The sequence below is a fragment of the Alteromonas sp. 5NS40-0096 genome, from assembly GCF_057544385.1.
On record NZ_BAAJLQ010000008.1, the window covers coordinates 86,457 to 102,623 of the forward strand.

At 45.7% G+C, this 16,167-nt stretch carries 18 protein-coding genes; 13 read left to right on the forward strand and 5 right to left on the reverse strand.

What is annotated here, in order from left to right:
- Positions 1-8 precede the first annotated feature (8 nt).
- Entirely contained in the window at positions 9-560 is a 552-nt protein-coding gene (locus AC27G9_RS19220; RefSeq protein ID WP_487076099.1) for a GspH/FimT family pseudopilin, read from the reverse strand.
- Between the two features lie 303 nt (positions 561-863).
- On the opposite strand from AC27G9_RS19220, the gene nadE reads away from it, so the two are divergent.
- Positions 864-1,697, forward strand: a complete 834-nt coding sequence (gene nadE, locus AC27G9_RS19225) for an ammonia-dependent NAD(+) synthetase (RefSeq protein ID WP_487076100.1) — start codon at positions 864-866, stop codon at positions 1,695-1,697.
- Between the two features lie 6 nt (positions 1,698-1,703).
- A complete protein-coding gene (locus AC27G9_RS19230; protein ID WP_487076101.1) occupies positions 1,704-2,042 on the forward strand; it encodes a P-II family nitrogen regulator in 339 nt (112 codons plus the stop codon).
- Positions 2,043-2,110: 68 nt separating this feature from the next.
- Here the strand turns inward: AC27G9_RS19230 and AC27G9_RS19235 are convergent, their stop codons facing one another.
- From AC27G9_RS19235 to ygfZ, 3 genes are all read right to left on the reverse strand, one after another.
- The gene (locus tag AC27G9_RS19235; protein WP_487076102.1) at positions 2,111-2,863 is read right to left on the reverse strand and encodes a MipA/OmpV family protein; all 753 of its coding nucleotides are present in this window, start codon (positions 2,861-2,863) and stop codon (positions 2,111-2,113) included.
- 143 nt (positions 2,864-3,006) lie between these two features.
- Positions 3,007-3,483, reverse strand: a complete 477-nt coding sequence (locus AC27G9_RS19240) for an FKBP-type peptidyl-prolyl cis-trans isomerase (protein WP_487076103.1) — start codon at positions 3,481-3,483, stop codon at positions 3,007-3,009.
- A 62-nt stretch (positions 3,484-3,545) separates the two neighbouring features.
- Positions 3,546-4,505, reverse strand: a complete 960-nt coding sequence (gene ygfZ, locus AC27G9_RS19245) for a CAF17-like 4Fe-4S cluster assembly/insertion protein YgfZ (protein WP_487076104.1) — start codon at positions 4,503-4,505, stop codon at positions 3,546-3,548.
- 201 nt (positions 4,506-4,706) lie between these two features.
- On the opposite strand from ygfZ, the gene AC27G9_RS19250 reads away from it, so the two are divergent.
- Both AC27G9_RS19250 and AC27G9_RS19255 read left to right on the forward strand, forming a co-directional pair.
- Complete coding sequence (locus AC27G9_RS19250) at positions 4,707-4,958, forward strand: FAD assembly factor SdhE (protein WP_487076105.1); 252 nt, start codon at positions 4,707-4,709, stop codon at positions 4,956-4,958.
- 423 nt (positions 4,959-5,381) lie between these two features.
- On the forward strand, positions 5,382-6,296 hold the full coding sequence (locus AC27G9_RS19255) for a MaoC/PaaZ C-terminal domain-containing protein (protein ID WP_487076106.1): 915 nt from the start codon (positions 5,382-5,384) through the stop codon (positions 6,294-6,296).
- On the opposite strand, the gene nadB is transcribed toward AC27G9_RS19255, so the two are convergent.
- Entirely contained in the window at positions 6,293-7,948 is a 1,656-nt protein-coding gene (gene nadB / locus AC27G9_RS19260; protein WP_487076107.1) for an L-aspartate oxidase, read from the reverse strand. The two genes, AC27G9_RS19255 and nadB, sit on opposite strands and share 4 nt — an antisense overlap.
- 206 nt (positions 7,949-8,154) lie before the next feature.
- Here nadB and rpoE point away from each other — a divergent pair, with 206 nt between their 5' ends.
- From rpoE to pdxH, 9 genes are all read left to right on the forward strand, one after another.
- Entirely contained in the window at positions 8,155-8,733 is a 579-nt protein-coding gene (gene rpoE, locus AC27G9_RS19265; RefSeq protein ID WP_487076108.1) for an RNA polymerase sigma factor RpoE, read from the forward strand.
- Positions 8,734-8,837: 104 nt separating this feature from the next.
- Positions 8,838-9,419, forward strand: coding sequence for a sigma-E factor negative regulatory protein (locus AC27G9_RS19270; RefSeq protein ID WP_487076109.1), 582 nt, complete (start codon positions 8,838-8,840; stop codon positions 9,417-9,419).
- Positions 9,419-10,480, forward strand: a complete 1,062-nt coding sequence (locus tag AC27G9_RS19275) for a MucB/RseB C-terminal domain-containing protein (RefSeq protein ID WP_487076110.1) — start codon at positions 9,419-9,421, stop codon at positions 10,478-10,480. Before AC27G9_RS19270 ends, AC27G9_RS19275 begins: the two co-directional genes overlap by 1 nt.
- Positions 10,477-10,920, forward strand: a complete 444-nt coding sequence (locus AC27G9_RS19280; RefSeq protein WP_487076111.1) for a SoxR reducing system RseC family protein — start codon at positions 10,477-10,479, stop codon at positions 10,918-10,920. Before AC27G9_RS19275 ends, AC27G9_RS19280 begins: the two co-directional genes overlap by 4 nt.
- A gap of 297 nt (positions 10,921-11,217) precedes the next feature.
- On the forward strand, positions 11,218-13,014 hold the full coding sequence (lepA, locus tag AC27G9_RS19285) for a translation elongation factor 4 (RefSeq protein ID WP_487076112.1): 1,797 nt from the start codon (positions 11,218-11,220) through the stop codon (positions 13,012-13,014).
- Positions 13,014-13,925, forward strand: a complete 912-nt coding sequence (gene lepB / locus AC27G9_RS19290) for a signal peptidase I (RefSeq protein WP_487076113.1) — start codon at positions 13,014-13,016, stop codon at positions 13,923-13,925. Before lepA ends, lepB begins: the two co-directional genes overlap by 1 nt.
- Positions 13,925-14,614, forward strand: coding sequence for a ribonuclease III (gene rnc / locus AC27G9_RS19295; protein WP_487076114.1), 690 nt, complete (start codon positions 13,925-13,927; stop codon positions 14,612-14,614). The genes lepB and rnc overlap by 1 nt, the downstream gene beginning before the upstream one ends.
- Entirely contained in the window at positions 14,607-15,515 is a 909-nt protein-coding gene (gene era / locus AC27G9_RS19300) for a GTPase Era (RefSeq protein WP_487076115.1), read from the forward strand. The genes rnc and era overlap by 8 nt, the downstream gene beginning before the upstream one ends.
- Before the next feature lie 5 nt (positions 15,516-15,520).
- A complete protein-coding gene (gene pdxH, locus AC27G9_RS19305) occupies positions 15,521-16,159 on the forward strand; it encodes a pyridoxamine 5'-phosphate oxidase (RefSeq protein ID WP_487076116.1) in 639 nt (212 codons plus the stop codon).
- Positions 16,160-16,167: the final 8 nt, after the last annotated feature.

A 16,167-nucleotide genomic window follows, 5' to 3' on the forward strand; every position in this document is an offset into this window, starting at 1 on the left:
CTAACGCGCTAACTGCAAGCGAGTTTGGCGCCAGCCGTCGTCTCTTTGACACCATCATTGTCGCTATCCACAGCAACACTGATTCTACCGTAACCACTAATGAACAAGGCGCTGGCATTTTCAACCGTGCCACTTTGCGGGCAAATGACAATATCAGCACTCGGCGCAATACTGCCGTCGTCAGAAAAAACAAGACTGCCGCTGACACCCAAAACCTTCACATTGGCACTCATGGCATCAGTGGCGAGGACCAATACCTCAGCGTCTTCTTTTGCGCCATTTCCGTTGTCGTCGACAAATACCATTTTCGCTTGTGACCAACTTGACACGCAGGCTTTAAAATCTGTTGTTGGGCACAATACAACTGATGTTTCATCGTCAATGGCTCGAAAGCGCGCAAGCTGCGCCGCGGAGCTTAGAGTATTGATCTCTGCTGCCACGCGATTTGACTGCAAAATTGATTGCAAATTGGGGGCGACAACACTGATAAGTATTGACACGATTGCAAGGCCAATCATCATTTCGACAATGGTTAGACCCTGTTGTGCGTGTATTTTCAATCTCGTCTCCACAGTTAAACACACTTGCTTCATATTAGCGTAAACTAAAAAACGGTGATATGGGTATACTATTAAGGGCAACCGCCTTAATTGAGATAACTTTTTCGTCACTCTTGCAGTAATACGCGCAATGGTATCGTTTTTTTCAGCCATATTGTGTGCTAAACCTGACATTTTTTAACGACTTAGCGTAAACTGCTAACGACAATCTCTTTTGGTGTGCTGGTTGGTGAACGCTGCAATTTATCGAGTGTTGCCCAGCAATTCAAAGCGAGACGGATTACTTTACGATTGGATGTGGACATGCAAAAACAGACAGTGATTGATGAAATGAGGGTGTTACCCGAAATTGATGTCGCCTTCGAAGTGACCAGAAGGGTCAATTTTATCAAGCAACAGCTCCAGAATTCTGGACTAAAAACGCTCGTGCTCGGCATTAGCGGCGGCATTGATTCCTGCACGTTAGGACGCCTTGCACAACTTGCAGTGAATGAATTAAACGAGAGCGGGCCCGATAGTTACAAATTCATTGCAGTAAGATTGCCATACCAAGTTCAAGCTGATGAAGATGATGCTCAAGCATCGATTGACTTTATCCAACCCTCAGAGTCGGTCACTGTTAATGTACAACCGGGTGCTGATGCTATTCACAGCTCGACAGTTGATGCTCTCTCTGGCACTGAATTGCTGCCTTCGGATGAAAGTAAAATTGATTTTGTTAAAGGAAACGTCAAGGCCCGAACCCGAATGGTTATTCAGTATGAAATCGCGGGTATGGTAAATGGTTTGGTATTGGGCACGGATCATTCTGCAGAAAACATCACTGGTTTCTACACCAAGTACGGTGATGGTGCTTGTGACTTAGCGCCTTTGTTTGGATTGAGCAAACGGCAAGTAAGGCAAGTGGCTGAGCATTTAGGTGCGCCGTCTACTATTATCCACAAAGCGCCGACAGCGGACCTAGAAACATTAAACCCGCAAAAAGCAGATGAACAAGCTTTAGGCCTGACTTATGACCAAATCGACGACTTCTTGGAAGGGAAGCCTGTTGCTGGTGAAGTGGAAGCAAAATTGATTAAGATATACACAAACACGCAACACAAACGTGTTCCAATCCCAACGGTTTATGACGAGTAGTCAACGATGAAGAAAATTGAAGCAATTATCAAACCTTTCAAAATGGATGATGTTAGAGATGCATTGGCTGATGTCGGCATTGCGGGAATGACAGTAACCGAAGTCAAAGGCTTTGGACGCCAGAAAGGCCATACAGAGCTCTATCGCGGCGCGGAATATCAAGTCGATTTTTTACCCAAGATAAAAATTGAATTAGCGCTGCCTGATGATTTAGTCGAACAAGCTGTTGAGGCGATATCGAATGCCGCCAAAACTGGCAAAATTGGCGATGGCAAAATTTTCGTTTATGAGCTTGAATCTGCATTGCGCATTCGAACCGGTGAGAGTAACGAAGAGGCGCTGTAAGCCATCTACTCACGGTATGCCAAATAACAAGGTGGCACTGCAATTGGGCCACCTTTTTCTGCAACGAGCTAAAAGTTGTAAATAATACCTATCAAGCCAGTAGGTACGCCACTTTGGTCGACAATTGGACTATCCTTGATGTCACTTGCCAAAAACTGCCAGCCAAGATTTCCAATGACTTGCCAGTTTTCCGAAATATTGTAATATCCGCTGAGTGTTAAAGATGGCTGTATGACACTACCTGATGTGTAGGTTGAAAACCGTGATTGGTTGGCCTCAGTGTCTGATATGCCAAAGTAATAGTTTGCGTAATCTTCGCTTAAATATTCCAATTCCGCTCCTGCAAACAATTGCCAACTGCGGTTTGTCGCGCTGAGTACTGGCCGCTGCCAGGCGAGTAAGGCTCGCTGCCCTTGATGTTCATTGGTCAAATCCGTGGTTAAACTCGCGCTAATGGTACCGCCCCAAATAGCGTAGGCCACTTTCACGCCGCCTAATACGCTGCCATTTCTATCCTCTATGCCCAGTAGTGTCCCATCGCCGTCTACTTCAAGCTGGTTTGGTCCAAGACCAACAGTGATCGACACTGACGGAAGCGCTCTTTCGCTGCCAACTAAGTAGTAATCCGCGAACGGCCCTCTCAACACCAATTTTTCTCCCTGATAGGCTATGGCTGGGAATACGGTTGCGCCGCTTTCCCCGCCTGAATAAGGGGTAGATTGCAAAATTCCGACAGCACCGGCTGACCATTGGTCTGCTTGTGCGTGGGTGGCGTAGATTAAACAGGCGATTAACGCACAAGCAAAGTAGTTAGCTTTCATTGATTTTTCCATTGTATAAACTAGACGGTATAGTTTGGTTTTACGGAAGTTTTCCAGTGAAGATCAAAGATAGCATTTAAAAACAAAGAGGAAGTCGTCACGGCTCAACATAATGTATTTTGCTAAGCCATGACCGAAAGGGCTTAGTGATTACATTCTGGGCCGTGCACGTGGCCGTGCTCTAATTCATCTTCTGTGGCTTCTCTAACGTCAACCACTTCAACTTCAAATGACAAGTTTAAACCTGCAAGCGGATGATTACCGTCAACCACGACAACCTCGTCGTTCGCGTCTATGATAATGACCGATTGTTCACCTTGATCCGTGGTCGCTCGAAAGGACATGCCCACTTCTACGTCGAGGCCCTCAAACATTGCTCGAGGGACTTCTTGAACTAACTGATCTACACGCTCTCCATAGGCTTGCTCTGCTTCGACATCCAAGTCAAATTTATCGCCGGGGGCTTTACCGATGAGAGCGGAATCTAAGCCCGGAATCAAGAAGCCTGTGCCTTGAATAAAAACTAAAGGCTCTTGTCCGAATGAGGAATCTAACTCGGTTCCGTCTTCGGTTGATACGGTGTAGTGAAGAGTCACTACGTTGTTTTGAGAAATGATCATGGATAATCCTGATTGAATTGGATGTCGATAGTTCATCGATACATCAACCCGTTATCACCAACTCACTCAATAGAGTAGGGGATGTCGAGCGTTTTAAAAATAGTTGGCTGGTCTTCACCTAATCTGAGTTCATCACCGGTTTGCGTATCGTTTGCTAACACGGCAAGTAGCCAAGTTTCGTTTGTTAAACTGGCTTCACGCAAAACTGTGCCACCTTTACGCCAGTTGTCGCCAACCTGTTTGTCAATGGTAGCGCCTATTGTACATTTAACATAGTGGTTTGTAACAAGCGGATAGGCTGCTCGTTTATTTTTACCAAGGTAACGAGTCCGCGCGACAACCTCTTGGCCCATGTAACAGCCTTTGTCGAAATCAATCGCATTTAGAGCTTGTAGATTCATCATTTGAGGAACGAATTGGTTTACCGTATCAAACGCGACACTGGGCAGTCCCGCGCGAATCGACAATGCTTCAAATACGACAGAGTCATATTCATCTACAGTGTTTGACTTTGCGTCTGCTATTAAAGCGGAGTAATTATCGTCGCCAAGTATCAATAAATAATGTTCAGCTAGACCGGGTAGCTCACAGCAAAAGTCACTTCCCTTGCTGAGACTTTGACCTTCAGCACTGGGTATGCCGCCAAAAATTTGGGTCATGAATTGTGTCGCCCACGGACCTCTGACAATACATTGCTTTTGGGCGGTGGTGGCGAATGTCACTTTTGAAAAAACGCCGTATTTCTGAAGTTGTTCAAGCGATGCTTCATTCGCCGACGCGTTAGCACTGAGTACAAAGCCACTTGGATTGCTCTGTATCAGCTGAATTGCCCATGTCTTACCTTTGAAATCGCAATGTGCACTCCATCGTGCTGATTGATGATCAAATGACTTGGTGTTGACAGTAAGCTGGCCGTGCAGGTAGTCGGCCGCATCTTCGCCTGTTACCGAAACAACAGAATAATCGCTCAATTCAATGAAAAAATTGTCAGATAATGCTGCAAGTGAGGAAATAGAAGTCATGGGCTCTCCAAATTGACGCCAGTTCAGTGCTTTATACACTCGATACTGCAAACTGTCGCTTTGAGATGGGGTAAAATCGTCAATAAACAAGGTTTGAAGTGCGAGTTAATCGAAAAACTAAACCACCTGATGCCAAGTCCAGTAAACAGCAAGGACGTAACATGTTATATTCCAATTTAAACCATTAAAAAAGACTGATTTATGTTTGAACCAAAAAGACGTGCGCGCCTGAAGTGGGCTTGTCGACGCGGTATGCTTGAACTTGATGTGCTTTTCCTGCCATTTGTTGATGAAGCGTTTGATAGCTTGTCCTATGAACAACAAGAAATTTTTGAAAATTTGTTAACCTGCGATGATCCAGACTTATTCGCCTGGTTTATGGGCCATCAGAAGTGTCCTGATCCGGTGTTAGCCGAGATGGTCGCGCTCATCCTCAATCGTGTCAAAGTATAGGCTTGATATCTTTGCTCGACGCGTTTGTGCGTATCGCGTTATCGTACATATTATTGTGGGGATGTTGATTTGGTTAAACCTTCCCCACGATCTTCGTCAATCCGTTGTTCTCTATTACCTACTTATACCGAGCATAACCGCCTATGCTTTGTGGTGTAGTTACGCTCTGCACTTTTCTGCTCCCAACCATACTGTGATAAATATTGATGAAGAAGGGTTTTGCAGCCTAAATTCAGCTCCGCCGTTGATTATCTGTCAGCGCTCCCGTGTTACTCGTTTTTTCATTTATCTGGTTTTGCAACGACCGCTAGACAAACAAACCAAAAATTATTGTTTTTTTGCAAGTGAAATGTCAGAGGTGGACTTTCGCCGTTTAGCCCGTATTATTAAATTATCTGGTTTGCGCAACCGCAAAGGAATGTCATGACTTCGGTTAATGTAGGTCTGTTATTGAAAGCATTGGTTAAAAAAGCCAATAAGCCGCTTTTATCTCATTTTAAACCGCCAAACCTTAACGGCATTGACCCCATTGAAACCTCAATTTGTATTGACCCAGAACATTGGAAACGTTACGCGCAGTGCACGGGGTGGTTGATTGACGAATCTATGCCCAGTCGCCTTCATCCCTGTTATTTACAGACGTTGTCTTTAACCTCTCAGTTAACCTTGCTCGTTTCCCCTAGCAGCCCGTTTCCAACAATGGGCTTAGTCCATATTGGCAATCGCATACGCCAGAGTCAGGCCCTTGATGTGTCAAAAGAAATTGCAATGGTATGCAATTTTGGCGAAGTAAAAGCGCATCCCAAAGGTTGGCAATTCGAGGTTCATGTTTCAGGGGTACAGTCTGGTGAAGAGGTTTATCACGCGATTGGTAGGTACTTTTGTCGGTGGAAAGCGCCTCATGTGGGGGCGTCTGGCACAAATGACAAGCAAGATGTTCAGTGCCCAGATGTCGGTATGTTGAGGCTAGATGCAAGTCGAGAAATTGGCTTTCAATACGCCAAAATTTCCGGCGACTTCAATCCTATCCATTTACATCCGGTTTGCGCGAGATGGTTTGGTTTTCAATCCAACATCGCTCACGGAATGTGGAGTTTAGCAAGCGCGTATAGCGCACTCATCACCCATTTACCTGAGATGGCTTACGCGCTAGATGAAGGCGGGGTAGTAGTTGAAACAGACTTTATGAAACCTTGGTTCCTACCGGGGCAAGGAGAACTTCACTATTGTGACAGGTCGGGTAATGGACTCGATATCATGCTAAAGGATGAAGCGACGGCCTCTTCGTTGTTTGCGGGCAACATCAGGCCTATCGATTCATCTACATCTGGCGATTAAGGCTTAAGCGTTCCCGCAGAAACTTTCGTCGCCGGTGTTAAAAACGTCGGTTTTGGGTTGTCGAGCTGTTCTGGGTAGTCTAGGTTGAAGTGCAGCCCGCGGCTTTCTTTGCGCTCCATTGCACATCGTACAATCAGCTCAGCGACAGTAACAAGGTTACGTAGCTCTAACAGGTTGTTGCTGACTTTGAAATGAGCGTAATACTCTTCAATTTCTTGGGCGAGTAACTGGATGCGGCGCAATGCTCGTTCAAGGCGCTTGGTTGTGCGAACGATACCAACGTAATCCCACATAAACAGGCGTAGTTCATGCCAATTGTGTTGAATGATGACCTCTTCGTCTGAGTCCGTGACTTGGCTTTCATCCCAAGGTGCAATCGCTTCTTCTTCACACGTATCTTGCAGCCTTGCAGTAATGTCTTGAGCAGCTGCTCTGGCAAACACCACGCACTCTAGCAAAGAATTGGAAGCCATACGGTTTGCGCCATGCAAACCAGTATACGCCACTTCACCTATGGCGTAGACATTGTCCAAATCGGTTTTGGCATTGAAGTCTGTAACGACACCACCACAACTGTAATGCGCTGCAGGCACCACTGGGATAGGCTCTCGCGTGATATCGATACCAAGTGAGCGACAGCGTCGATAGATATTGGGGAAGTGTTTTACAATGAAATCTGCTGGCTTGTGGCTGATATCAAGGTACATGCAATCCGCACCTAAGCGTTTCATTTCGAAGTCGATAGCTCTTGCAACGATATCTCGGGGGGCTAAATCGCCTCTTTCATCAAATTTGTGCATGAAACGAGTGCCGTCTTCATGACACAGGTTTGCGCCTTCTCCCCGCAGCGCCTCGGTAATCAAAAAGTTTCGAGCTTGCGGATGAAACAAACAAGTTGGATGGAACTGATTGAATTCCATGTTGGCAACACGACACCCTGCGCGCCATGCCATGGCAATACCGTCACCGCTTGATACGTCGGGGTTAGACGTATACTGGTACACTTTACTTGCCCCGCCAGATGCAAGAGTAACAAACTTGGCTCTGATGACTTCTACGTGCTCTTGAGCGCGGTTCCAAACATATAAACCATTACACTGCTTATTGTTAGACTTCGACATTATTAAATCGATAGCATTGTAGCGCTCAAAGATATGAATGTTGGGGTGGGAAGAGGCCGCATCATTGAGTGTCACTTGCAAGGCTTCCCCGGTGGCGTCGGCAGCGTGAAGAATGCGTCTGTGACTGTGGCCACCCTCTCGGGTCAAATGATAGCGCTTTTCACCATTCTTGTCGGTTTCAGTGTCAAAGGGCACACCATAATTAATTAGCCATTCGAGACTTTCTTTTGCGCGTTCGGCGGTAAATCTCACACTGGCTTCATCACAAAGCCCAGCTCCCGCGTCTAATGTATCGGCAACATGAGCATCTGTAGAGTCTTGCTCATCAAATACTGCCGCAATACCACCTTGTGCATAACGAGTAGAACCTTCATTGCGGTCGCTTTTACTCAACACAATGACTTGGCAGTGCTCGGCGAGCTTTAACGCGAGACTCAAACCCGCTGCACCACTGCCAATGATTAATACATCACAACGGTGTTCAATTGAAGATTTTGGCATGGTAGAAGGTGAAGACAACGTAGATTTCATGTATTTTAGCGCACAAACCTAATAGCGAACGTCCGGCAAGTCTATCCTATAGAGGGTAAAAGACAACGCTGAATTCTCGAAGGCCGAGGCATTTTTGAGTTTTTTTGTATTTTTTTTAAAGTTCTGCGAACTTTTTGAAAAAGGTACAGTCTACTCATTTGCTTGCATGAGCTGTGAGAAGTAGATGTAAAGGAGATATGGCTCGAATGAGCGAGCAAATAACAGATCAACAATTAGTTGAACGGGTGCAGCGCGGTGATAAAAATGCGTTTAACTTGCTGGTAACAAGATATCAGCACAAGGTTATGCATTTAGTCGCGCGATATGTAAAAAATACTGGCGATGTTGCAGATGTTACGCAAGATGCATTTATTAAAGCATATCGGGCACTTCCCAATTTTCGGGGAGACAGTGCGTTTTACACCTGGTTGTACAGAATTGCAGTTAACAGTGCGAAAAACTATTTAGTATCGCAGGGCCGGAAACCTCCTGCGAGTGATGTTGATGCAGATGAAGCAGATTATTACGAAGGTAGTGATGCGCTGAAAGAGCATTCAACACCAGAAAGGGACTTGCTCTCTGATGAGCTAGAAGCAACATTGTTTCGTGCAGTAGAAAAGTTACCCGATGACCTGCGAATGGCGATAACGTTGCGGGAAATTGAGGGGCTCAGTTACGAAGAAATTGCGACTGTAATGGGGTGTCCCGTGGGGACGGTACGCTCGAGAATATTCAGAGCACGAGAAGCAATCGATAAAGTGATTCAACCGCTTCTGGAAAGTTAGGCTTACAAATCTTTTTAGTCGGTAAGTTGAACTTTTGGATAGTGAATGTAATCCAATAATTATGTTATTGTATTTGGGTTGGCGTTAATTCGGGAAAATGTTATATGACGCATCAGCATGAAAATTTATCAGCATTTATGGATGGCGAACTGTCCAATTCGGACACCATAGATGCGGTAAAAAATGACGCAGCATTGCAAGAAAAGTGGCGTAGATACCATCTTATTCGCAGTGGTTTAAGAAAAGAAGCGTCAGTGGCGCCAATGCTAGATTTGACTGCACAGATTGCTGCGCAAATCGAGCAAGAACCCACGGTGATGGCACCAAAACGCAGCTGGGCTTCTTTGCCGGTTGTCGGTAGTGTTATTCCTTTCGCGAAACAGACCGGGCAGTTTGCAGTAGCAGCATCGGTTGCCGCCGCGGTTATTTTAGGCTATCAGCAAATGAATCAACCTGCGCCGGTTGAACCTTTCATGACGGCACCGACCAATAACAGTATTGGTGGTTTGGCACCAGTAAGTCTTGAACAGTCACGCACGATTCCCAGAAATGATATGGCTGAGTTTCTTGAGAAACGTCGTCAGGTGAATGCGTTACTTGAAGATCATCAACAACAGATAAAACTGAAGCAGTCTGACCGCGAGGAAGACAGCAACAACGAGAAAGACGTATCAGACAATCACTAATGAATCCATGCCGTAATAGTCGCTGGTCGAGAACGACTCGACCAGCAACCCTTATTCTTTCCCTTTTTTCATTTTTACTTCCCATACCATCCGCTCTCGCAACACAAGAATCCACTGTTGGTGATGGTGCGGTTGTGGAAGAATTGCGAACAACGCAACGCAATTTACCCACGGCCACAGCGTTATTAGAACGAATGTCTCAAGCGGTGAAGACGCAAAACTATCAGGTTTCTTTTGTGCAAAGTCGAGCGGGGAGTGAGACGGTGCCTTTTTTATGGCGTCACGGGGTGATGCCAGATGGCTCGCACATGGAACAGTTAAATCTACAAAATGGTCCAGGTCGGGAACTCATTCGCGTAGGCGACGTAGTCAGTGTATTTGAGCCTGATGTGCCGCCGTATTCGATTCAAAGCTCTTACATTAACGGCCCGATTCCCAATGAGTTGCTCTACAACCCATTGGTACTAAAAGCGAGCTATGACTTCGTTGTGGTTGGCCGCGCAAGGGTATCTGGTCGTCCTGCACAGCAGTTGCGCATCGTCAGCCGGGATAATTCCCGATTCAACTATCATGTATGGCTTGATGAAGAAACGGGGATGTTACTCAAGCTCAACATGTTCGATTTAAAAGGGGTGTTGCTTGAGCAGATTCAGGTAACCCATTTGACGATGTTAGAGCAGCCCCATGAGTATTTTTCTCGGGTCAATCAGGCACTGCTTCCTCAACCCATGATAGTGACTCCTAACCAGCCTAAGCGACACAACTGGTACTTCTCTCAGCTTCCCGCTGGGATGGAAGAAACGCGACGCGAAGTGCGACGATTAGCGGTAACAGGGCAGGTGGTAGAGTATCTAATGTTGAGTGACGGCTTGGTTGACGTATCGGTATACATTCAAGCTGCCAAGGATGCGATAGGTTCTGACGTCGTACTCCGACATGATCTAAACACCTTCCTGACGTTAACGGACGGCAATTATCAGGTGACGATAGTAGGGGAGATACCCTTAAAAACGGCCAATATCCTGGCATCTTCTCTCACACGTGTTGCTCAGCAGCCATGATTCTAGAAAAAGCGCAAGTGACGAATGTTGATGGTGACAAGGTTACCGTCTCAGCACAAATCAAAACAACGTGTAATGCGTGCCAAGCCCAAGCAGACTGTGGGACGGGTGTTATCGCCAATGCGTTTGTTAACAAACATCAAACGATTAGTCTAACGTCCCCTGTACCGGTAAAAGTCGGGGACGTAGTGACAATTGGCTTACCTGAAGCCCGCGTACTAAGTGCATCATTTTGGCTCTATTTACTGCCCTTGCTTGTATTGATTGGCGGCATGCTCAGTTTGAATTCACTCTTTTCCCATTTCGGCTTTGGTCATGAGCTGTTGGCGTTCGCAGGCGCTATTGTGCTGACGTTTGGCTGTTTTATTTGGGTTTCTGGGCATCTAAAATCGAAAGACAATCGCCATTTTCAGCCTGTTATCATTCCTCCCTCTAAATAATCCTTTGTTTAGTCGCTTTCTGTGCAATAAATAGGTAAAATCCGCGGGCTCTTTGTACGCGTATCTAAAACCGATAAACTACAAGCGGATTGTCTCGTAAACTCGGTTTTTTGTTGTACGGAGTAACGTCGCGTTTAATTCGGCGCAATGACTAGTGATAAATGTGTTCTCTTTTGCAATCGACGTAAGATAGGGCGCGGATTTATCACTGTTCGTTGTGTGCCGAATTTTCACAGCGTTTCACGAACCTGATTTCAGGTGGAGTTTTAGTTTTTCTTGCAGGTGATTTCCAGCGTTATGCAACATAAGCACATTCGTAACTTTAGTATTATTGCTCACATTGACCACGGTAAATCGACATTGTCTGATCGATTGATTCAGCATTGTGGTGGTTTAACCGAGCGTGAAATGGCAGACCAGGTTCTCGACTCTATGGATATCGAGCGAGAGCGAGGCATAACCATCAAAGCACAAAGTGTTACGCTAAATTACACCGCCCAAGATGGTGAGACTTACCAGCTGAATTTCATCGATACACCTGGGCACGTTGATTTTACCTATGAAGTGTCGCGTTCTCTCGCCGCTTGCGAAGGCGCCTTACTGGTTGTTGATGCAGGACAAGGTGTAGAAGCGCAAACACTAGCAAACTGCTACACGGCGATAGACATGGATATGGAAGTAGTTCCAATCCTGAATAAAATCGACTTGCCCCAAGCTGAACCAGAGCGCGTTGCTGAAGAAATTGAAGATATCGTAGGTATCGATGCCATCGACGCCGTCCGTTGTTCTGCAAAAACAGGCATCGGTATTGAGGATGTTCTCGAAGTCATTGTTAATCAAGTCCCGTCTCCAGAAGGCGACGTTGAAGCGCCGTTAAAAGCCCTTATCATTGACTCTTGGTTCGATAACTACCAAGGCGTTGTATCTCTTGTACGTATTATCGATGGGCAACTGAATGCCAAAGATAAGATTCAAATTATGTCTAATGGTGACGTGCATCAGGTCGATAAGGTCGGTATTTTTACGCCGAAGCAAACCGATACTGGTGTGCTAAAGTCAGGTGAAGTGGGCTACATCATTGCTGGCATTAAAGAGATTCATGGCGCGCCTGTCGGTGACACTATTACATTAGCTCGCCAGCCCGCTACAGAAGCGTTACCTGGGTTCCAAAAAGTGAAGCCACAGGTCTATGCCGGTGTATTCCCAATCAGTTCTGATGACTATGAAGATTTTAGAGATGCGCTAGCAAAACTCAGTCTTAACGATGCATCTTTGTTTTATGAGCCAGAGAGTTCGGCCGCCCTTGGTTTTGGGTTCCGCATTGGTTTCCTAGGCATGCTTCACATGGAAATCATTCAAGAGCGACTTGAACGCGAGTACAATCTTGACCTCATAACCACAGCCCCAACGGTAATTTACCAGGTGCTGACGACCAAAGGCGAAACGGTTCAGGTTGATAATCCGTCAAAGTTACCACCGATAAATGATATCGAAGAGATACGAGAACCTATAGTCGAAGCCAATATTCTGGTACCTCAAGAGTTTCTTGGTAATGTTATTACACTTTGTGTTGAGAAGCGCGGTGTGCAAACCAACATGGCATACCATGGCAAGCAAGTCGCCATTACGTATGAACTGCCGATGGCTGAGGTCGTATTGGACTTCTTCGATCGGTTGAAGTCGACGAGTCGTGGGTTTGCGTCGTTGGACTATAATTTCAAGAAGTTCGTCGGATCTGACATGGTGCGTTTGGATATTTTGATCAACGGTGAAAGAGTAGATGCGTTGGCCGTCATTACTCATAAAGAAAACGCGCAGTATCGCGGCCGTGATTTGGTTGAGAAGCTTCGAGAATTGATTCCAAGACAGATGTTTGATATCGCCATTCAGGCCGCAGTGGGTAACCATATTATTGCGCGTAGTACAGTCAAACAATTACGTAAAAACGTCATCGCTAAATGTTATGGTGGTGATGTGAGCCGTAAGAAGAAACTATTGCAGAAGCAAAAGGAAGGTAAGAAACGTATGAAACAAGTAGGAAACGTTGAGCTGCCGCAGGATGCATTCCTTGCTGTATTGAAGGTTGATAAATAATGGCGAATTACTTTTCTCTTATTTTGGTGTTTCTAACCCTAGGATCAGGGTTGATATGGCTTGTTGATTCGTTGGTATTTGCACCGAAGCGCAAAGCTTCAGCAGAAGCGATTCGCGCTGCGGCGACAGGTGAAATTGAAGGGAACGTGGGTGATGAGCTACCGTATTTGGTTGATACTGCCCAACAAATCTTTCCGGTAATTGCCTTTGTTTTGGTTCTCCGTTCCTTTATCTACGAACCGTTCCAGATACCTTCGGGCTCGATGATGCCAACGTTGTTGGTCGGTGATTTCATTTTAGTTGAAAAGTATGCTTACGGTTTGAAAGACCCAGTGTTTAGACACAAGTTTTACGAAACTGGTGAGCCAGAGCGCGGCGACGTCGTGGTGTTCAAATACCCTGAAAAAACCAATGTAGACTACATCAAGCGAGTTGTCGGCTTGCCTGGCGACACTGTGGTTTATCAAAATGAACAAGTCTATATCAAACCTAAGTGTACTGATGAAATGACAACGTGTCCTAAGTTAGAGGCGGTAAGTAAAACGTTCGTGAATCAGGGAGATTTTGTACAACATATGACGCCGTTGGCTCAGTATACCGAGCATTTAGGCGATATCTCTCACGATATTCTCGTGAATCCAGAGATCGAGGCTCACCCTTCTAAATTTTACACCCAACCGGGTACGCGTCGAAACGAGTGGGTTGTGCCAGAAAATCAATATTTTGTATTGGGTGACAATCGAGACAACAGTCGAGATAGCCGTTTCTGGGGATTTGTCCCAGATGAAAACTTAGTCGGAAAAGCTGTCGCAATATGGATAAGCTTTGAATTTGAGCGCGGTGAGGATGAATGGTTACCGACTTGGGTTCCGACTGGAGTGCGGTTTGACAGAGTAGGTGGTATCGATTGATGCAAGGTATCAATCCTTACCTCAAACTATACAAAGCAATTGGTTATATCTTTAAAGAAGAAGCACTACTCAAACAAGCTTTGACCCATCGAAGTGCGTCTAAATTGCACAATGAGCGCTTAGAATTTTTGGGTGACGCCGTGCTTGGTATGGTGGTTGCCGATGCGCTGTATCAAAAATATCCCAACCAACCTGAGGGTAAGCTCACGAGAATGCGTTCCACTCTAGTGAAAGGTGAAACGCTCACTGAGTTGGCTCAGGAAGCAAATCTCGGTGAACTATTGAAGCTGGGCCCCGGTGAGTTGAAAAGTGGTGGGCACAGACGCAGTTCTATTTTAGCCGATGCCGTTGAAGCCATACTTGGTGCTATATATTTAGAGGCGGGCATCGATAAAGTGACAGAGGTGATTCACGCGTTGTGGAAATCGCGCTTTGATACCCTCAACCCCGATGCTCACGCCAAAGACAGCAAAACAAGTTTACAAGAACGACTGCAATCTCGAAAACAACCTCTTCCTGAATATGAAGTAGTTCGGATTACTGGTAAAGATCACGCTCAAACCTTCGAAGTCAGCTGCAGGGTTGCTGCGCTGAAAAATCCAATTATTGGAACAGGAAATAGCCGAAGAAAAGCAGAACAAGAAGCGGCGAGGCTAACATTGCAGAAGTTGGAGCAAAAAAATGACTGAAGAACTTGAAACAACGTATTGTGGTTTAGTTGCCATAGTCGGGCGTCCGAATGTGGGTAAGTCGACGATATTGAATCGTTTGTTAGGTCAAAAGGTCAGTATTACCTCGCGCAAGCCTCAAACAACAAGGCACCGCATTCTAGGGATTGATAGCGAGGACAATAGACAAGCCATTTACGTCGATACTCCAGGACTGCACCAAGAAGAAAAACGAGCGATTAACCGCTACATGAACCGAGCCGCATCGAGCTCGCTAGCTGAAGTGGGTTTGGTATTGATGGTGGTTGAGGGAACCCGTTGGAACGATGATGATGCGATGGTTCTTGAAAAAGTCAAAGCGTCAAAATTGCCAGCGTATCTTGTTGTGAATAAAGTCGACAAAGTCGAGGATAAACAGGCGTTAATGACCCAACTACAATGGTTGAATGAGCAACACCCTTTCGACCATATTATTCCTGTTAGCGCTAAGCAAGGTAAGCAAATTCCAGAGTTGCGCAACTTGGTTTTGGAAGCGTTGCCTGAAAGCGAGTTTTTCTTTCCTGAAGACTATATTACCGACCGTTCTAGCCGTTTTATGGCTGCAGAGATTATCCGTGAAAAACTGATGCGGTATACCGGTGATGAATTACCTTATTCAACCACAGTAGAGATTGAACAGTTTAAGATGGGCGACAACGGCGTTTATCGCATTAATGGCTTGATCCTAGTCGAACGCGAAACACAAAAACGCATGGTCATCGGAAAAGGTGGTAAACATCTTAAAACTATTGGCGAGCAAGCGCGTATAGATATGGAGAACTTATTTGACAACAAAGTCTTTTTAGAACTTTGGGTCAAAGTGAGGTCTGGATGGGCTGACGATGAGAGAGCCTTGCGGTCACTGGGATACGGAGAAGAATAGAAACAATGGCAATTAAAGATCTGAGACGTCAATACACACTTTCGACATTGTCGGAAGATGCGCTTACCGCGAACCCCATTACCTTATTCGACCAATGGTTGAAAGACGCGATTGAAGCGGATGTTCCAGATCCAACTGCCATGACAGTGGCGACAGTAGACTCAACCGGCCAACCTTCACAACGTATTGTATTGTTGAAACAGGTTGATGAGTCGGGTTTTGTTTTTTTCACCAATCTTGGCAGTCGAAAAGCCCAAGAGCTAAAAGCAAATCCAAAAGTGTCGCTGCACTTTCCTTGGCACTTTATGGAAAGGCAAGTGCGAGTTTGTGGTGAGGCCCAACCGCTAACATTGAAAGAAAATGCCGACTATTTTTTCTCTCGACCTAAAGATAGCCAGCTCGCTGCTTACGCCTCTAAGCAAAGCCAACCCATCTCAACAAGAGAACTGTTGATGACACAATTTCATCAACTCAAGGAAAAGTTTGCGAATAAGAGTTTACCCGTGCCTGACTTTTGGGGCGGCTTCAAAGTCGTACCTAGCCAAATAGAATTTTGGCAGGGAGGCGCCGATAGATTGCACGATAGGTTCGAATATCAGCGCCAATCTGATAACTCATGGACTACGCAGCGGCTAATGCCTTAGGACAGAAG